This window comes from Alkalicoccobacillus plakortidis (assembly GCF_023703085.1).
Classification (GTDB): Bacteria; Bacillota; Bacilli; order Bacillales; family Bacillaceae_D; genus Alkalicoccobacillus; species Alkalicoccobacillus plakortidis.
In genome coordinates, this window is the sequence record NZ_JAMQJY010000005.1 from 123,551 (window position 1) to 140,709 (window position 17,159).

12 protein-coding genes, 1 rRNA gene and 5 pseudogenes are annotated in these 17,159 nt (G+C 42.4%); all 18 read right to left on the minus strand.

Annotated features, from left to right (window positions below; all coding sequences use genetic code 11):
• Positions 1-98: 98 nt before the first annotated feature.
• A 16S ribosomal RNA gene (locus tag NDM98_RS21325) occupies positions 99-1,651 on the minus strand.
• 382 nt (positions 1,652-2,033) lie between these two features.
• Positions 2,034-3,531, minus strand: a pseudogene (lysS, locus tag NDM98_RS21330) (lysine--tRNA ligase).
• Positions 3,532-3,652: 121 nt separating this feature from the next.
• On the minus strand, positions 3,653-3,853 hold the full coding sequence (locus tag NDM98_RS21335) for a helix-turn-helix domain-containing protein (protein ID WP_251611513.1): 201 nt from the start codon (positions 3,851-3,853) through the stop codon (positions 3,653-3,655).
• Entirely contained in the window at positions 3,841-4,329 is a 489-nt protein-coding gene (gene folK, locus NDM98_RS21340; protein ID WP_251611514.1) for a 2-amino-4-hydroxy-6-hydroxymethyldihydropteridine diphosphokinase, read from the minus strand. The genes NDM98_RS21335 and folK overlap by 13 nt, the downstream gene beginning before the upstream one ends.
• Positions 4,322-4,693: a dihydroneopterin aldolase gene (folB, locus tag NDM98_RS21345; RefSeq protein ID WP_251611515.1), complete on the minus strand. Its 372-nt coding sequence runs from the start codon at positions 4,691-4,693 to the stop codon at positions 4,322-4,324. The genes folK and folB overlap by 8 nt, the downstream gene beginning before the upstream one ends.
• Positions 4,694-4,698: 5 nt before the next feature.
• Positions 4,699-5,514: a dihydropteroate synthase gene (gene folP / locus NDM98_RS21350; RefSeq protein WP_251611516.1), complete on the minus strand. Its 816-nt coding sequence runs from the start codon at positions 5,512-5,514 to the stop codon at positions 4,699-4,701.
• Positions 5,515-5,527: 13 nt separating this feature from the next.
• Positions 5,528-6,373 (minus strand): aminodeoxychorismate lyase, encoded by an 846-nt coding sequence (gene pabC, locus NDM98_RS21355; RefSeq protein ID WP_251611517.1) that lies wholly within the window; start codon positions 6,371-6,373, stop codon positions 5,528-5,530.
• On the minus strand, positions 6,358-6,951 hold the full coding sequence (gene pabA, locus NDM98_RS21360; protein WP_251611518.1) for an aminodeoxychorismate/anthranilate synthase component II: 594 nt from the start codon (positions 6,949-6,951) through the stop codon (positions 6,358-6,360). Before pabA ends, pabC begins: the two co-directional genes overlap by 16 nt.
• Positions 6,952-6,963: 12 nt before the next feature.
• A pseudogene (pabB, locus tag NDM98_RS21365) lies at positions 6,964-8,416 on the minus strand (aminodeoxychorismate synthase, component I).
• Positions 8,417-8,521: 105 nt separating this feature from the next.
• A pseudogene (cysK, locus tag NDM98_RS21370) lies at positions 8,522-9,449 on the minus strand (cysteine synthase A).
• A gap of 110 nt (positions 9,450-9,559) precedes the next feature.
• Entirely contained in the window at positions 9,560-10,441 is an 882-nt protein-coding gene (gene hslO, locus NDM98_RS21375; protein WP_251611519.1) for an Hsp33 family molecular chaperone HslO, read from the minus strand.
• A gap of 15 nt (positions 10,442-10,456) precedes the next feature.
• The gene (locus NDM98_RS21380) at positions 10,457-11,227 is read right to left on the minus strand and encodes a type III pantothenate kinase (RefSeq protein ID WP_251611520.1); all 771 of its coding nucleotides are present in this window, start codon (positions 11,225-11,227) and stop codon (positions 10,457-10,459) included.
• 124 nt (positions 11,228-11,351) lie between these two features.
• A pseudogene (ftsH, locus tag NDM98_RS21385) lies at positions 11,352-13,343 on the minus strand (ATP-dependent zinc metalloprotease FtsH).
• 69 nt (positions 13,344-13,412) lie between these two features.
• Positions 13,413-13,952 carry a hypoxanthine phosphoribosyltransferase gene (gene hpt / locus NDM98_RS21390; RefSeq protein ID WP_251611521.1) on the minus strand — a complete coding sequence of 180 codons (540 nt, stop codon included), beginning with the start codon at positions 13,950-13,952 and terminating at the stop codon, positions 13,413-13,415.
• A gap of 52 nt (positions 13,953-14,004) precedes the next feature.
• Complete coding sequence (tilS, locus tag NDM98_RS21395; RefSeq protein ID WP_251611522.1) at positions 14,005-15,387, minus strand: tRNA lysidine(34) synthetase TilS; 1,383 nt, start codon at positions 15,385-15,387, stop codon at positions 14,005-14,007.
• 108 nt (positions 15,388-15,495) lie between these two features.
• A complete protein-coding gene (locus NDM98_RS24355) occupies positions 15,496-15,963 on the minus strand; it encodes a hypothetical protein (RefSeq protein ID WP_307728925.1) in 468 nt (155 codons plus the stop codon).
• Between the two features lie 49 nt (positions 15,964-16,012).
• Positions 16,013-16,450: a hypothetical protein gene (locus tag NDM98_RS24360; RefSeq protein WP_307728926.1), complete on the minus strand. Its 438-nt coding sequence runs from the start codon at positions 16,448-16,450 to the stop codon at positions 16,013-16,015.
• Positions 16,416-17,151: pseudogene (locus NDM98_RS21405) on the minus strand (vWA domain-containing protein). The gene NDM98_RS24360 and the pseudogene NDM98_RS21405 overlap by 35 nt, the downstream one beginning before the upstream one ends.
• Between the last annotated feature and the right edge of the window lie 8 nt (positions 17,152-17,159).

Genomic DNA, 17,159 nt, shown 5'->3' on the forward strand with positions numbered 1-17,159 from the left:
GGTTCAGAATGAACGAAGTTCATTCAAAACCGAACAAAAGCCAAAGCGTATTCACATCAGGCGAACCTGTGTGATCGACTAGAAGTATTACTCCCTAGAAAGGAGGTGATCCAGCCGCACCTTCCGATACGGCTACCTTGTTACGACTTCACCCCAATCATCTGTCCCACCTTCGGCGGCTGGCTCCAAAAGGTTACCTCACCGACTTCGGGTGTTACAAACTCTCGTGGTGTGACGGGCGGTGTGTACAAGGCCCGGGAACGTATTCACCGCGGCATGCTGATCCGCGATTACTAGCAATTCCAGCTTCATGCAGGCGAGTTGCAGCCTACAATCCGAACTGAGAATGGCTTTATGGGATTGGCTTCACCTCGCGGCTTCGCAACCCTTTGTACCATCCATTGTAGCACGTGTGTAGCCCAGGTCATAAGGGGCATGATGATTTGACGTCATCCCCACCTTCCTCCGGTTTGTCACCGGCAGTCACCTTAGAGTGCCCAACTAAATGCTGGCAACTAAGGTCAAGGGTTGCGCTCGTTGCGGGACTTAACCCAACATCTCACGACACGAGCTGACGACAACCATGCACCACCTGTCACTTTGCCCCCGAAGGGGAAGCTCTGTCTCCAGAGTGGTCAAAGGATGTCAAGACCTGGTAAGGTTCTTCGCGTTGCTTCGAATTAAACCACATGCTCCACTGCTTGTGCGGGCCCCCGTCAATTCCTTTGAGTTTCAGCCTTGCGGCCGTACTCCCCAGGCGGAGTGCTTAATGTGTTAACTTCGGCACTACGGGCATCGAAACCCCTAACACCTAGCACTCATCGTTTACGGCGTGGACTACCAGGGTATCTAATCCTGTTTGCTCCCCACGCTTTCGCGCCTCAGCGTCAGTTACAGACCAGAGAGTCGCCTTCGCCACTGGTGTTCCTCCACATATCTACGCATTTCACCGCTACACGTGGAATTCCACTCTCCTCTTCTGTACTCAAGCCTCCCAGTTTCCAATGACCGCTTGCGGTTGAGCCGCAAGATTTCACATCAGACTTAAAAGGCCGCCTGCGCGCGCTTTACGCCCAATAATTCCGGACAACGCTTGCCACCTACGTATTACCGCGGCTGCTGGCACGTAGTTAGCCGTGGCTTTCTGATGAGGTACCGTCAAGGTACCGCCCTATTCGAACGGTACGTGTTCTTCCCTCATAACAGAGCTTTACGAGCCGAAACCCTTCATCACTCACGCGGCGTTGCTCCGTCAGACTTTCGTCCATTGCGGAAGATTCCCTACTGCTGCCTCCCGTAGGAGTCTGGGCCGTGTCTCAGTCCCAGTGTGGCCGATCACCCTCTCAGGTCGGCTACGCATCGTCGCCTTGGGGAGCCATTACCTCTCCAACTAGCTAATGCGCCGCGGGCCCATCTCACCGTGAGAGCCCGAAGGCCCTCTTTTAATCTTGCACCAGGAGATGCTAGATGTTATCCGGTATTAGCCCCGGTTTCCCGGAGTTATCCCAGTCGATAAGGCAGGTTGCCCACGTGTTACTCACCCGTCCGCCGCTAACGTTTTTGAAGCAAGCTTCAAAAACGTCCGCTCGACTTGCATGTATTAGGCACGCCGCCAGCGTTCGTCCTGAGCCAGGATCAAACTCTCCATAAAAGTGGTGAGTTGATTGCTCAACTGCTGGCGTTGATGTCTCCATCAACTTTCCAATTGCACAGTGTTACCTGCGACTTTTTTATTACTAATGAGATATCATGTATCTCTTCGTACGCTTGGCTTTTGTTCAGTTTTCAAAGAACTTGTTTGTCGCTGTTCACTGCGACTTTTCTATACTAACAAATCGAAATCAACTTGTCAATAACTAATTTTTTTCAACGCCGTTTCGTTCTTGGCGACAAGAAATAATATACCACCCTGGCGAAACGAATGCAATAACTTTTTTAAAAAATATCATAAAAATATTTTAAAATGAAAATGAACGGGTTTCACCTAATCTATTTTGCATCGATTAAGTGAAACCAATCCTTCTCTTTTGGTCTTAACCTTGCTCTTTGTTTCTCATTTGCGGAAACAGTAATACATCACGGATCGACGCTGAGTTTGTTAGAAGCATAACTACACGATCAATCCCGATTCCTAGTCCACCCGTTGGAGGCATTCCATACTCAAGAGCCTCGATAAAATCATCATCCATCATATGTGCTTCGTCGTCACCCTGCTCACGTTCCACTAGCTGCTGTTCAAAACGCGCACGCTGATCAATCGGATCATTTAATTCTGTAAATGCATTTGCATGCTCTCTACCTACGATAAATAACTCAAAGCGATCTGTGAATCTCTCATCTTCTGGATTTTTCTTAGCAAGAGGAGAAATCGCTAAAGGATGTCCATAAATAAACGTCGGCTGAATTAATGTTTCTTCTACAAAGTGCTCAAAGAACTCATTAACAACATGTCCATAACTCATCGTTTCTTTAATTGGAACATTGTGTTCTTTAGCAAGTGCACGAGCTTCTTCATCTGTCATTTGCACCCAGAAATCCACTCCTGTTTGCTCCTTAATCGCATCAACCATGTGGACTCTTCTCCATTTAGGAGTTAAATCCACCTCATACTCGCCATATTGAACGACCTGTGAACCAAGCACCTCTTCGGCGATATGAGCAATTAAACCTTCTGTTAAGGCCATGATATCCTTATAGTCAGCATAAGCCTCATAAAGCTCAATCATCGTAAACTCTGGATTATGACGAGTTGATACCCCTTCATTTCTAAAGACACGGCCAATCTCATACACTTTTTCCAAGCCACCAACGATCAATCTCTTAAGATGCAATTCAATAGCAATACGCATATAAAGCGTCATATCAAGTGTATTGTGATGCGTAATAAATGGTTTAGCAGATGCGCCTCCAGCAATGGAATGCATCATTGGTGTTTCTACTTCTAAGTATCCTAGATCATCAAGATATCTACGCATAGATTGTAAAATTCGGCTACGAACGATAAATGTATCACGAACATCTGGTGTAACAATTAGGTCAACGTAACGCTGACGATAACGCTGTTCAACATCCTTTAACCCGTGAAACTTATCCGGCAGTGGGCGAAGCGATTTACTCAAAAGCTTTAAGTCAGAGACCTTTAAAGATAACTCCCCTACATTTGTCTTAAAAGCCGTACCGGACACTCCCACGATGTCACCGATATCTAGCGTATTAAATAACGCATATTGCTCGTCCCCGATCGCATCTTTTCTAACGTAAATTTGAATTTGTCCCGTTAGATCTTGAATATGAGCAAAACCAGCTTTTCCCTTTTCCCCGTTTAGTCATAATACGACCAGCAAGAATTGCCGGAGCTTCTTTTTCCCCTAGCTCTTCCTTAGAGAAACGATCAAATTCCTCTGCCATCGACGTAGAGGTATGCGTTCTCTCAAATTTATGTCCAAATGCATCTATACCCTGTTCCTCTAGCTGCTTTAATTTATCGCGTCTAACCGCCAACAAATCATGTAATTCCAACTCTTCACTCATACCACATTCATCTCCTAGTCAACTACAGACTTATGTCATAAGCCTGTACACTTATATTCAATCTATAGAAATCTATAATTCACGAGTTTTAAACAGCTCAAAAAAGGATCTACAATTTAATCTAAGGACGCAATTCCTCAATCGATATATCTAACACAGATGCAATGTGACTGACTAACTGCTCATCTGGACTCCTCGTATCACGTTCAATTTCGCCAAGAACCGAAACGGATACACCTATTGCTTTTGCAAAGGTCTCTTGCGTATATCCCTTCAGCTTGCGAAATGCACGAATACGCCTGCCCCAGTTTAAGGTTTCCACATTCGCACACCCTCTTTGTCGTTTAATTGCTCATAAACTTCTTTAATCGATAATCCTAATTCATCTATAAATAAATCAGGCGCAATCTCTAAAAGTGGCACAATGACAAATGCACGTTGCCACATTCTTGGGTGAGGGATCATTAACCTCTCTACATTCATATTCTCTTGATCATAAAGAAGAATGTCAAGGTCTATTGTTCTTGGACCCCATTTTATATCCCGCTTTCTACCCAAAAGGGTCTCAATCGCCTGAGTTTCTGAAAGAAGGTCAAGAGGTCTAAGAGTTGTTTCTATACAAATAACAAGATTTAAAAAGGCAGGTTGGTCGACATAGCCTACTGGGTCAGTCTCATAAACGGATGAGATAGTAGACACTTCAATTTCATCTATAGAACGTAGTTGCTTAATAGCTTCTTCTAAATAGCCATATCGACTCTCCATATTTGAGCCGAGCGAAATATATACCTTAGACATTCTTCACCCGAGACCTGGTGATTTCAACCGAAACAGAATCGTAATGACCAGGGATAGGGGGATCCGGTTTAAGTAGCACAACCGTACATTGCTCGAGAATTGGATACGCCAACAGTAATTCGGATGTGATAGACTCCGCTACTGCTTCCAGTAGTTTCTTCGGCTCGCCTTCTACAATCTTTTGCACTCGCGAAAAAACATCTCCATAATCAATTGATTTTGTTAGATCATCTGTAGCAGCCGCTTCTGCCAAGTTAACCTCCAACGTTAAATCAACCTGAAACCGCTGACCAAGTTTTTGTTCCGCTTCAAACACGCCATGATATCCATAAAACTTCATTCTATTTAATCGTATTTTATCCATATCCATTACTGCCCCTTTCCAAGCAAGGCATCCATCATTTTTGCCATCCGGCTCATTTCCTTTACATCATGTACCCGAATAATACCTGCACCCTTTGATATTCCTAAACAGTTTGCCGCGCCTGTTCCTTCTAATCGATCCTCTACTGGAAGATCTAGTGCTTTGGAAATGAACGATTTCCGAGAGACGCCCAGTAAAACCGGGTATCCCATTTGTGCAATTTCATCAAGCCTACGAATGACTTCCAAGTTTTGTTCATAGGACTTAACAAAACCTACACCTGGATCCAGAATGATTTGCTCATCCGTGACTCCTGCTTTTTTACAAAGTGAAATGCTTTCTCTCAAATCAGTCTTAACGTCCTCGATAAAATTGCCATAGTCACGATCAAGACGGTTGTGCATCAAAACGATCGTTGCTCCATTTTGTGCAGCAACCTTGGCCATATTCACATCTGCCTTTGCACCCCATACGTCATTTATAATTGAAGCACCTGCTTGAAGCGCACGTTCAGCTACCTCAGCCTTATACGTATCAATAGATAGCGGAACATCCACTTCCTGTACCAATGCCTCGATGACAGGAATAACACGCTCAAGCTCCTCTTCTTTGCTTACCTTTTCCGCACCTGGTCTTGTTGATTCGCCACCAATGTCAATAATGTCTGCTCCAGCAGCGATCATCTCCCCTGCCCGTTTGACAGCTAGATCTATTTGATTGTAGCGCCCACCGTCAGAGAATGAGTCTGGTGTAATATTTAATATGCCCATAATTTGTGTTGCTTCCAATTGGGCAGAAAAATCAACTTGTGCTTCAGCCATACATATGACACTCCTATTCAGCAATACTCCACCGCTGAGTCGTTTCAACTTCAAAGGATTCTTTGAGTCCTTTTAATAAATTACTTTCCTTAGCATAAGCTGTTCTGCCACAGCTTTCCACTCGAACAACTTCTTGAATAGAATTTGTTAAAAATACCTCATCTGCATCGAGTAGCTCAGATTGATCAAACAATCCCTCTATCAACGGAATTTGTTGATCCTTTAAGAGCGACATTATATACCTACGTGTCACTCCATCTAAAATGCCCGTTTCAAGAGCCGGCGTATATACTTTATGATCTTTTATCCAGAACAGATTGGAAACAACGCCTTCAGCAACCCAACCCTCTTTAGTAAGAAAAATCCCTTCTAACAAAGGTGATGATCCAAGCTCCCTTTTAGCAAGCACATTATTTAAGTAATGGTGTGATTTTAAGCGCTTGTCCCCTTCAGGTGTGTTCCTCCTGCGATTTAAGATCACAATTTCTTTATCCTGAACGCTACTAGGCAGTGGTTTGATCAAAACAGCAACTGTTGGGTCGGTGTATCTTCCTGTATATAAACCTAAACCCATTGCTCCAGCAGAGACATTCCATCTAACATAGGCATCTTTTATTCCGTTACGTGTAAGAAGTTCAGTAAGGATGTCCATCGCATCGCTTCTAGTGATTGACCAGTCAATTCCAAGTTCCTCTAAGCCCTCAGCCATACGTTGAAAATGGTCATCCAGTAAAAAAGGATGACCGTTATATATGCGAAATGTTTCAAAAAGCCCTAAGCCATATAAATACCCATGATCCATGATCGATACTTTGGCTTCGGCCTCTTCAACATACTCTCCATTTAGGTAGATGAACATGCTTGACTCCCAGAGTGAGCTTCTACAAAATTACGCAAAAGTTGTTTCCCATCTCCAGTCATTATCGATTCTGGATGAAACTGAACCCCTTCTACCGGTAGTTCCTTGTGGCGTATCGCCATAATTTCACCTTCATCTGTCTCTGCTGAGATGATAAAACAGTCAGGAAGCGTCTCTCTTTTTACAATTAATGAATGATAACGAGTTGCCGTCATTGGTGATGGCAATCCACTAAAAACGGATTTCCCATTATGTTTAATCTCAGACGTTTTTCCATGCATAAGTCGTTCAGCTCTTACAACATCACCACCGAACACCTGGGCAATAGACTGATGGCCCAGACACACACCAAATATCGGGATGGTCCAAGCGAAGTGTCGGATAGACTCTAAACTAATCCCTGCCTCATTTGGACTGCACGGTCCTGGAGAAATCATTAAAATAGATGGGGCCATCTCTTCAATCTCTTCAATCGTAATCTGGTCATTCCGTCTAACCACAAGCTCTTGGCCCATTTCACCTAAATATTGAACCAAATTATACGTAAATGAATCATAGTTATCAATCATCAGAATCATATTAATTCCTCCTCAGCTCATCTGTGTTACGTTTTTACACTCTTCTTCACTCAGCTCAAGCGCCCGCCAAAGAGCACGCGCCTTCTTAAACGATTCCTTATACTCATGGTGCGGATTTGAATCACTTACAATCCCGGCACCAAGCTTGCACATACGCATGCTCATCATAGCAGATCATCGTTCGAATTGTAATGTTTAGCTCCATATCACCATGGAAACCAATCCAACCAATAGCACCTGTATAAATGCCTCTACGTACACGCTCTAGCTCTTCTATAATTTCCATCGTGCGAATCTTTGGTGCACCAGTTATCGTTCCACCAGGAAAAACCGCCCGAATGACATCATAAACCGAGTGATCATCAGCAAGCTCTCCCACTACATTTGAAACAAGATGCATCACATGAGAGTATCGCTCAATGACCATTAACTCATCTACCTCAACTGTGCCATAGCTTGAAACACGGCCGAGGTCATTGCGCTCAAGATCAACAAGCATCACATGCTCCGCTCGTTCTTTTTCGTTGACGAAGAGAGAATCAGCTAGTCTTTGATCTTCTTCTACCGTTGCACCACGTGAGCGTGTCCCAGCAATTGGTCTTGTACTTAGGCGATCACCTTGTTTTTTGACCAATAATTCAGGCGAAGCACTAACAAGCTGAAAATCAGGAGTTTGCATATACCCCATATATGGCGAAGGATTAAGCTCTCTCAATTTTTCATAGACATGCATCGGTTCTACGGTTAATGGCTTTGACTCACGTAATGACAAGTTAACTTGAAAAACATCTCCTTGTGCAATGTATGATTTAATCTTATTAACCGCATCAACAAATTCTTCTTCCGTCAAACTTGCGGTATTTGAACCGTCAGAAGTGTGTTCCTTTTGTTTCCATGTCGTTTGGGTCGGTGAACCTTGTCGCCAAATTGACTCAAACATCTCTAGTCGCAAAAGTAGTGCTTCTTCCTCTTCTGCAAATCCATTTACACAAAGATGGATCATTTCTGTGTGATGATCATAAACAAAAACGTTCTCAAATAACATGAGATACACATCTGGCAAAGGAAGGTCATCCTTAGACTGAGATGGGATTCGTTCGATTTCCCTTACTACATCATAGCTAAAGTAACCAATTGCACCTCCACTAAAGGGAATATCAGCAACAGCTTGGGTTGGCTCTACTACAAAAGGCTCCATGGCTGACTCAATTCCTTTTAGCAATGGACCTTCCCAAACCTGTTTCTCCTCACCCATAGAAAGAGTTAACGTTTGATCGTGTCCTTCTAGCGTCGCAAATGGATCAAGACCCATAATGCTAAAGCGACCTCCACGCCCACTCTCTAGTAAAACATGCTGCTTTGAATGTGTAGCAAGTGCTTGGTAACGATTAAACCACTCATTCGCTTGAAGAGGAAATGATTTTGACCTTGTTATTCTTGATGTCCGTTTATTATGAATAAACATCTCACACCCCCTACTCACCGTCAGATATGGCTTCTATTTTACATGACATCGAAGCATAAGAAAAGACAGTCCCAGATAATCCGGACTGCCTTTTTATACTAATGCTTATTCTTCTTCAAATTGATACAAAGCCGTACTTAGATATCTCTCACCGTTTGACGGAATAATCGCTACGACCTTTTTACCTGGTCCGAGCTTTTCTGCTACTTCAAGTGCCGCATATATAGCTGCACCGGAGGAGATTCCACCAAGAATACCTTCTTCTCTTGCTGCCTTACGTGCAAATTCAAAGGATTGCTCAGTTGTTACTTGAATAACCTCATCGTAAACATCTTGATTTAAAATCTTTGGCACAAATCCTGGTCCAATCCCCTGGATCTTGTGAGGTCCTGGGCTACCACCAGAAAGGACCGGAGAATCCTTTGGCTCAACAGCAACAACCTTTAGATCAGGAAAATGTTCTTTTAAGAATCCACCAGCACCAGTAATCGTTCCACCCGTACCAATACCAGAAACAAAGGCATCCAGTTGACCATCTACCTGCTCTAGTAATTCTTTACCTGTTGTATTTCTATGGATAGCAGGATTCGCTTCATTTTCAAATTGCTGAGGCATAAAGTATCCATGCTCATTTGCAAGTTCTGTTGCTTTACGGATCGCTCCACCCATACCTTCAGGACCCGGAGTTAGAACAACCTCAGCACCGTACGCACGCAAAAGGTTACGACGCTCTAAACTCATCGTTTCAGGCATAACTAATATCGCTTTAAAGCCTTTAGCAGCAGCAACCATCGCTAGACCAATACCAGTGTTACCACTAGTAGGTTCAACAAATGAGTCACCCGGTTTAATTTTCCCGGCTTCTTCAGCGGCTTCTAACATCGCTAAGCCAATTCGATCTTTTACACTACTACCTGGATTGTAGTATTCCAGCTTTTAAATAGATATCAGCATGCTTATCACTTGTTAACCTATTTAATTTCACTAATGGCGTATTTCCAATTAAATCGAGTACAGAATTTACAGCAGTCATAATGCGCCTCCTTAATTCCTAGTAATTTTATTGGTTTTATAAGTCGATGTTATCAGAACTTTCAACATAAGTCAATGAATCTACTAATATAAAAAGAAGGATTTTACATTTTATTCAGCTGCTTGCTCTTTTAACTCTAATAGTTCATCACTTGAAAATTGATAGTCTTCATTACAGAAATGACAAACCGTTTCTGCGCCACCATCTTCCTCAATCATCGCCTTAATTTCATCTTGACCCAAGCTAATAATCGCTTTACCAATTCTATCTTTTGAACATGTACATTTAAATTCAACAGGTGATGTTTCAAGAATTGATACCGTCTCTTCACCGAGAACGGAATAAAGAATTTCCTCAGGAGGCATTCCTAGTTCCACTAATTTAGAAATTGGCGGAATGCTTGAAAGACGTTTCTCAATTTCAGAAATCACATCATCATCAGCGCCAGGCATTAATTGAATAATAAATCCTCCAGCCGCTTTAATGGTATTGTCTGGATTCACTAATACGCCAACACCAACTGCAGAAGGTGTTTGCTCCGAGTTTGCAAAATAATACGTGAAATCCTCACCAAGCTCACCTGATACAATTGGAACACTTCCAGTAAAGGGCTCTTTCATCCCAAGGTCTTTGACAACTGATAATGCACCATCTGTACCGACTGCGCGCGCCACATCAAGTTTGCCGTTGTCATTTAAATCAAAATGAGTTTGTGGATTAGAGACGTACCCTCGCGTCTCTCCTTTTGCATTACTATCAGTAACGATAGCACCGATTGGACCGCCACCTTCTACCTTAACAGTTAGCTTTTCTTCTCCTTTAAGCATCATACCCATCATCGCACTTGCCATCATCGTCCGACCAAGGGCCGCTGATGCTGTTGGCCAGGTCCCTTGTCTTCTTACAGCCTCATTCACCATATCTGTTGCCACAAGTGCATAGGCACGAACCTTTCCTTCAAAAGCTGTTGATTTTACTAAATAATCCTTCATCTATCCCACTCCACTCTAGGTGTTTTTTTCGTAAATGGCTTTAAGCCCTTTTAATGTTAAAAATGGATCAACGACATCAATCATCGAGGTCTCTGGTGCAAGTAGTTCCGCAAGCCCACCGGTTGCCACAACAACAGGTTTTGTTGTTACTTTTGCTTCTTTATAGATACGCGAGATAATACCTTCCACCTGACCGATGTACCCATAGAACGTACCCGCCTGCACGGCATGAATGGTGTTCCTGCCTAGAATATTCTTCGGCTTAGCAAGCTCAATTTTCGGAAGCTTAGATGCCCTCATATACAAAGCCTCTGCTGCAACAGCCATACCTGGCGCAATAGCTCCTCCTACATATTGTTCCTTATCATTAATATAACAATACGTAGTAGCTGTTCCAAAATCAACAATCACAACAGGAGAACCATAGTGAGTGAGCGCTCCAACTGCATTGGCAATTCGATCAGAGCCTACCTCACGAGGATTTTCATACAGAATGTTTAAACCCGTTTTAACACCTGGACCAATGACTAACGCCTTCTGACCAAGATACACTTTACACATTTGTTCTAGTGTATGCATGATAGGGGGCACAACGGACGACACACTGATTCCTTTTATATCAGAAAATGAAATGCCTTCATCCGCAAACATCGAGCGGATTAACACCGCATATTCATCTGACGTTTTCTGCCTGTCTGTCGCAATACGCCAAGAGCGTATGCATACATCCTCTTTATATACGCCAAGAACTATGGTTGAATTACCAACATCCATTACAAGAATCAATCCTAATCACCATCCCAGCTGACTCGTTTTTTATTATGATTGCAAAAAGGTATTTTGGCAAAGATCGTGCCTAGCATAAGAAAAAGAAGATACCCATACTGGGCACCTTCTCTCTTTTTATGAATTAACGTCGATCGTTATCTTGGCCCCCGCCTTCAGCTGGTGGTTCATTTTCACCTTGCTCAAGGTTTGTTGTTTCTTCATACGGAGTACCTTCAGGACGCTCTTCTTGCTTGCCATTAATATTTACTTTCACATCAGAATCTTTTGGTTTATTCCCATGATGATTCTCTGGAAGCTTTCCTTCATTTACTAATGAAAGGATTTGTTCAGCATCCAATGTTTCAAGTTCAATTAATGATTCAGCCACGCGGTCTAGAGATTCTTTATTTTCAGTCAGGATTTTCTTACAAATTTCATAAGCATCCTTAATGATTTTTTGAACTTCTAAATCAATCTCGTGTGCAATTGCATCACTGTAATTTTGCTCATTCTGAATATCACGGCCAAGGAATACCTGACCTCCAGAGCTTTGTCCAAACTGCATTGGTCCTAACTTTTCGCTCATTCCATATTCAGTGACCATCTTACGAGCGATACCCGTTGCGCGTTGGAAATCATTATGAGCTCCGGTACTTACTTCACCGAACTGAATTTCCTCAGCTACACGGCCACCAAGCAATCCAACGATTTTATCGATAAGCTCAGGCTTTGTCATAAAGTAACGATCTTCTTTTGGAAGCATCATTGCATACCCACCGGCCATACCTCGTGGAACAATGGTTACCTTATGAACGATATCAGCACCCTCTAGCTTCACACCAACTACAGTGTGACCCGCTTCATGCCAAGCAACAATGTTTTTCTCTTTTGGAGAAATAATACGGCTTTTCTTAGCAGGACCAGCAATAACTCGGTCAATGGCTTCTTCGACGTGAGTCATGCCTATTTTAGTCTCGTTATTCCTAGCTGCCACTAATGCAGCTTCATTTAGAAGGTTTTCTAGATCGGCACCTGAGAATCCAGGTGTTCTTGTTGCTATTACATCAAGCTTCACGTCATCCGATAAAGGTTTGTTCTCTGCATGAACTTGAAGAACATGTTCACGTCCCTTAACGTCAGGGCGATTCACTTGAATTTGACGGTCAAAACGTCCTGGACGAAGTAATGCTGGGTCAAGAACATCTGCACGGTTTGTTGCAGCAATAATGATGATTCCTTCATTAGAGCTAAACCCGTCCATCTCAACAAGCAATTGGTTTAACGTCTGCTCACGCTCATCGTGACCACCGCCAACTCCAAGCTCCACGCTGACGTCCAACTGCGTCGATTTCATCAATAAAAATAATACACGGTGCATTTTTCTTAGCATTCTCAAATAAATCTCGAACACGTGAAGCACCGACCCCAACAAACATCTCCACAAAGTCAGAACCACTAATGGAGAAGAATGGTACGCCTGCTTCACCAGAAACAGCACGTGCTAGAAGGGTTTTACCTGTACCTGGAGGTCCAACAAGGAGAACCCCTTTAGGAATACGGGCACCAATAGCCGAGAACTTGCGCGGATCCTTAAGGAATTCCACAACTTCAACAAGCTCAGCTTTTTCTTCATCTGCACCAAGCCACGTCCTTGAACTTAGCCTTTTTCTTGTCGTCGCTAACCAGTTTCGCTTTGCTCTTACCAAAGCTCATCATACGGTTTCCGCCACCCTGAGCTTGGCTCATAAGGAAGATAAACAAGATGATGATAATCACAAAGGGAATAAGGGAAGTAAAGATTGCCACCCAAGCTATTTGTTTCATCAGCTGGCTCAATCTCTAATTGACTTTGCGCTTGTGCTAGAAGCTCAGATGTTTGTTCGCTACGAAGTACATATGTTTCGAAAAACTCATCATCTTTAGCACCAACAAGCTGTCCACGAACAAGATAAACATCTCGTTCCGGTTTTATACTAAATGTTTCCACGTTGCCTTGATCTAGATTTTCGGTGAAATCATTGTAATTAAGTTCATCCACTGTACTTTGATCTGTATTAATAACACTAACAATACCAATTATCACCAAAAAGATAAGCAGATAAAAGATTGTATTTCTAAATACCCGGTATTTCATTCTAGACCTCCTCCCACGTCCAACAAAGCTGCAATAATAGTATCATACTGGACTTTAAGTCCACAAATATTACCCCTCATAAATCTCTGGTTTTAAGACACCGATATATGGGAGATTACGGTAACGCTCAGCATAATCAAGTCCAAAACCTACTACAAAGGCATCGGGAACTGTAAAACCAGACATGTCAGGGACTAGGTCTACCTTACGTCCATCAGGCTTATCCAAAAGGGTAACAACCTTCACTGATTTTGCTTTTCTATAATGAAATAGCTCAATTAAGTACTTAAGTGTAAGTCCACTGTCTATAATATCTTCGACAATTAAGACATCACGTCCTTCAACAGACGTATTTAAGTCTTTAATAATTTTTACTTCACCGGTTGATACCATGGCATTTCCATAACTTGATACATCCATAAAGTCTAGTTCAAGATGTACATCAACATGTTTGATAAGCTCTGCCATAAAAGGTAATGCACCTTTTAACACACCTACAAAAAGCGGAAAGGCTTCTTTATATTGTTCCGAAATTTCGCTTCCTAATTCACGGGCTTTATTCTGGATTTCTTCTTCAGAAATCAATATCTCTTTCAATTCATCTTTCATCAAAGGCTTAAGACCCTCCTGTTTAATTCGGTTACTAAATGTGAGAAGACGTTCAGTATCTTAAAAACGTTAACTCGGCTATGTTACTTGAAGCATTTGTTACATTTGCTATACGAGATCTTTGTAAAAGCGGTACCCAAATGATTTGTTCATGTGCATCCGTAACAACAGGCCACTTGGACCTTAATGACTTCGGAACCTTTCGATCAATAAAAAGCCTGTTTAACTTTTTTGTACCTGTCATACCTATTGCGGCAATACGATCTCCAGGGATGGGGGTGCGAACAGTTAAAGGAAGCACTAGTCCATCCAAATCTAATTGGAATTTCGGCAGATCTTCTTGATTCATATCCTGCCCTAGTTTGGTTGCTGTTATTTCTCCCAATTGAAGACGTACACTGCCCGGAATATCAAGCCTAGTATGGATCTGTTCCTTATCACTTGGCTCGAATCGTGAAAAATGACAGTAGTTGTATTCTCGAATAGCCCTAAAATCACTTGCTAGTTCTAATGTTGCTGATGGATTTTCAGCGTGTAGCATTGTTATCGTTTGCTCAATATGTACAGACGTAATACGGGCAGACTCGTTGTAAAGATAATTTAATATTAGATGAATCACTCTCCTTTGTAAAGGGAGTGCCACTGAGAGAAACTGATCCCTTGAAATTGTAAGGAATTGTTCACTTTTTTTAACCAACATTTGATTTAATGAATTCTCGGCGAGACTAAAAAGAAAGTCCTGATCTTCTGTCTGCCATTCATGATAACGTTGAATATGCTTAAATAACATCGGATTTTCCTGTGTAACAAAAGGTAGGACTGACTCGCGAAATCGATTTCGCGTATACACTTGAGACGAATTGCTTGAATCCAACGCAAATGGTACGTTATTGGCTTCACAATAGTCCAAAATAATTGTTTTTGTCACACATAATAACGGTCTAATTAATGTTGCTTCTCCAAACGATCGTACGGCATCCATACCTGGTTTTTGCAGAGCATTTGCACTACGAACCATTTTCATAAATACAGTCTCAATTTGGTCATCACCGTGGTGAGCAACAGCTAAATAGTCTCCTTGTATACTTTCTAAGATCTTATTTAGCTTTTGGTACCTCAGCTCTCTTGCCGCAACAGAAGACCCTATTCCGTTTTGTTTGGCATAGCTTTTCACATCAACTCGAGCGACCTGAATTGGAATTCCTTCTTTTTTACAAAAGTCCCTTACGAGTGCCTCGTCTTGATTTGACTCATCTCCTCGCAGCTGATGATTAATATGTGCTGCTGTAACCTGAATCTGAGTGTGATGCCGTTCCCTCCAAAGGAAGTGTAGCAAAGCCATTGAATCAGGTCCACCCGAAACCGCAATCACCACATGCTTACCATTTAGAGTCATGTTTGATTGCTTGATAAAAGAGCGGACGGTTGCTTCCACTTCAAAACGACTCCTTTTATGCATATTTCAGTTGTTATCTATTATAGCGTGTTTTAGCGAAAACATGTCCTTTTCACAAAAAAGAAAAGGACCTAATCGTACTGGCCCCTACATTGTAAGAATGAATACGTATAAAAGACAACCGATAAAAAGTAAGGTCCCACTTAAAACCAGTTCAACTTTGTAGGCAAAACGTCGTTTGTGTTTAGTTGATCGCTTACGCGCACTAGAGCCTACATCACCATAAGTGATATCTTGTTGCATGCTTTGTGTCAATTCTTTTTTCATTGAAGAGGCACTCGAGTAATGACCCGTTATTGCTCGAACAAGGACTGTTTCATAAGGCTTTAACAGAGGATGGCCGTTAATAGCCGTTCTTAGTTGCTGTTTAGGATGCCCGTTTTTCTTATCAAACCGTTTAGGGTATGCACAATTCATCATAATCATCGCCACTGAAAATAGATCATAAGAAGGTTCTGCCTTTCTTGAACCTAACGTCCAGTAGCCTCTATCATAAAACTCAGTGTACTCCTTTATGGATCTTCCGAGTAGTGTTGTCCCTCCTACATCAAGCAAGCGCACCCTTGAAGGCGGCCCTGTTACTAACAGATTATCTGGCTTTAGATCACCAAATGCCCAAGCCCTCTTTATGAAGGTTTTCTAGGTCACCAAGTAGCTGCAAAATTAGTAATCCTAGCCATTCGGGTCCCTTGCCTCTCATAAAAGGTATAAGTGCTTCTCCCTTCACATACTCCATCGCATAAAAGGGGTAAGTATGAGTTCCAAAAACGAGATCGTCCACATCAAGCAGTTTTGGCCCAAGTGCCACGCCTTGTTTTTTTGAGAACTGCCTTAAGACATTCACCTCAGTTGTAATCGCCATACTGTCTATTCCCACTTTGACAGCAACTAAACCATTGATTGATTGGACAAGATAAACTGCACCTGTCGCTCCTTCCCCAAGCAAACGAATAACGGTATATGATTTTTTGTGCCATTTCCCTTTTAATCTGGCACCTGAAGCAAGTTTAATCGGCGATTTCGTCGAATAACTGTTCCTCATGATTCAGCAAGCTCCTTTTCGAACCTTTTTGAGTAAAGATACGAACAGCTGCTTGAATAGCAGGACCAGTAGGCGTTGTTCCTCCAGGTGAGAGTTTTTGAAAAATACTTGTTAGGCTACTTAATTTTGGTGTCCATTCTAACAAGCGATCCACATCACGTCGTTTCCCGGGAAACGAATAGAGTGCAAAACGATTTTCTCCTACTCTAGACGTTAAACTAATGGACAAGTCTGTTAATGCTTCCTGTACCATTGGTAGCTTATCCCTCATGCTTGCACTTGTATCTACTAAAATTAATACCTCAAGCGAAATGGTTTCACCTAGATCATCAACAACCTCCATAACCTGCCCTCTTTTTTCAGGTGGTAGATCCTCTAACTCTTGGTTCTTACCTAAAATATCCTGCAGCTCTTTATTTACCACACCATGTAGGGTTTGTGTCATTGCTTTTCTTGTAACCATTTGTACGGTTTTAGCCAACTGCTTCGCATAGACGATTTGACTGACACCGCCTCCAAGCAAGCGCAATAGCCTCAACCTCCTGAATGCCTTGTTCATTTAATGAGTCTCCGTCTACTATTCCAATGACATTAAGGGTGATGCCTTGTTCCTTTCCGAGTGCCGCAATGGCAATTGGATCCTCTCCCTGATTTGAATGACCATCTGTGATCAAGAGTATTTGTTTAAGTGTGCCTTTCATCGACAATC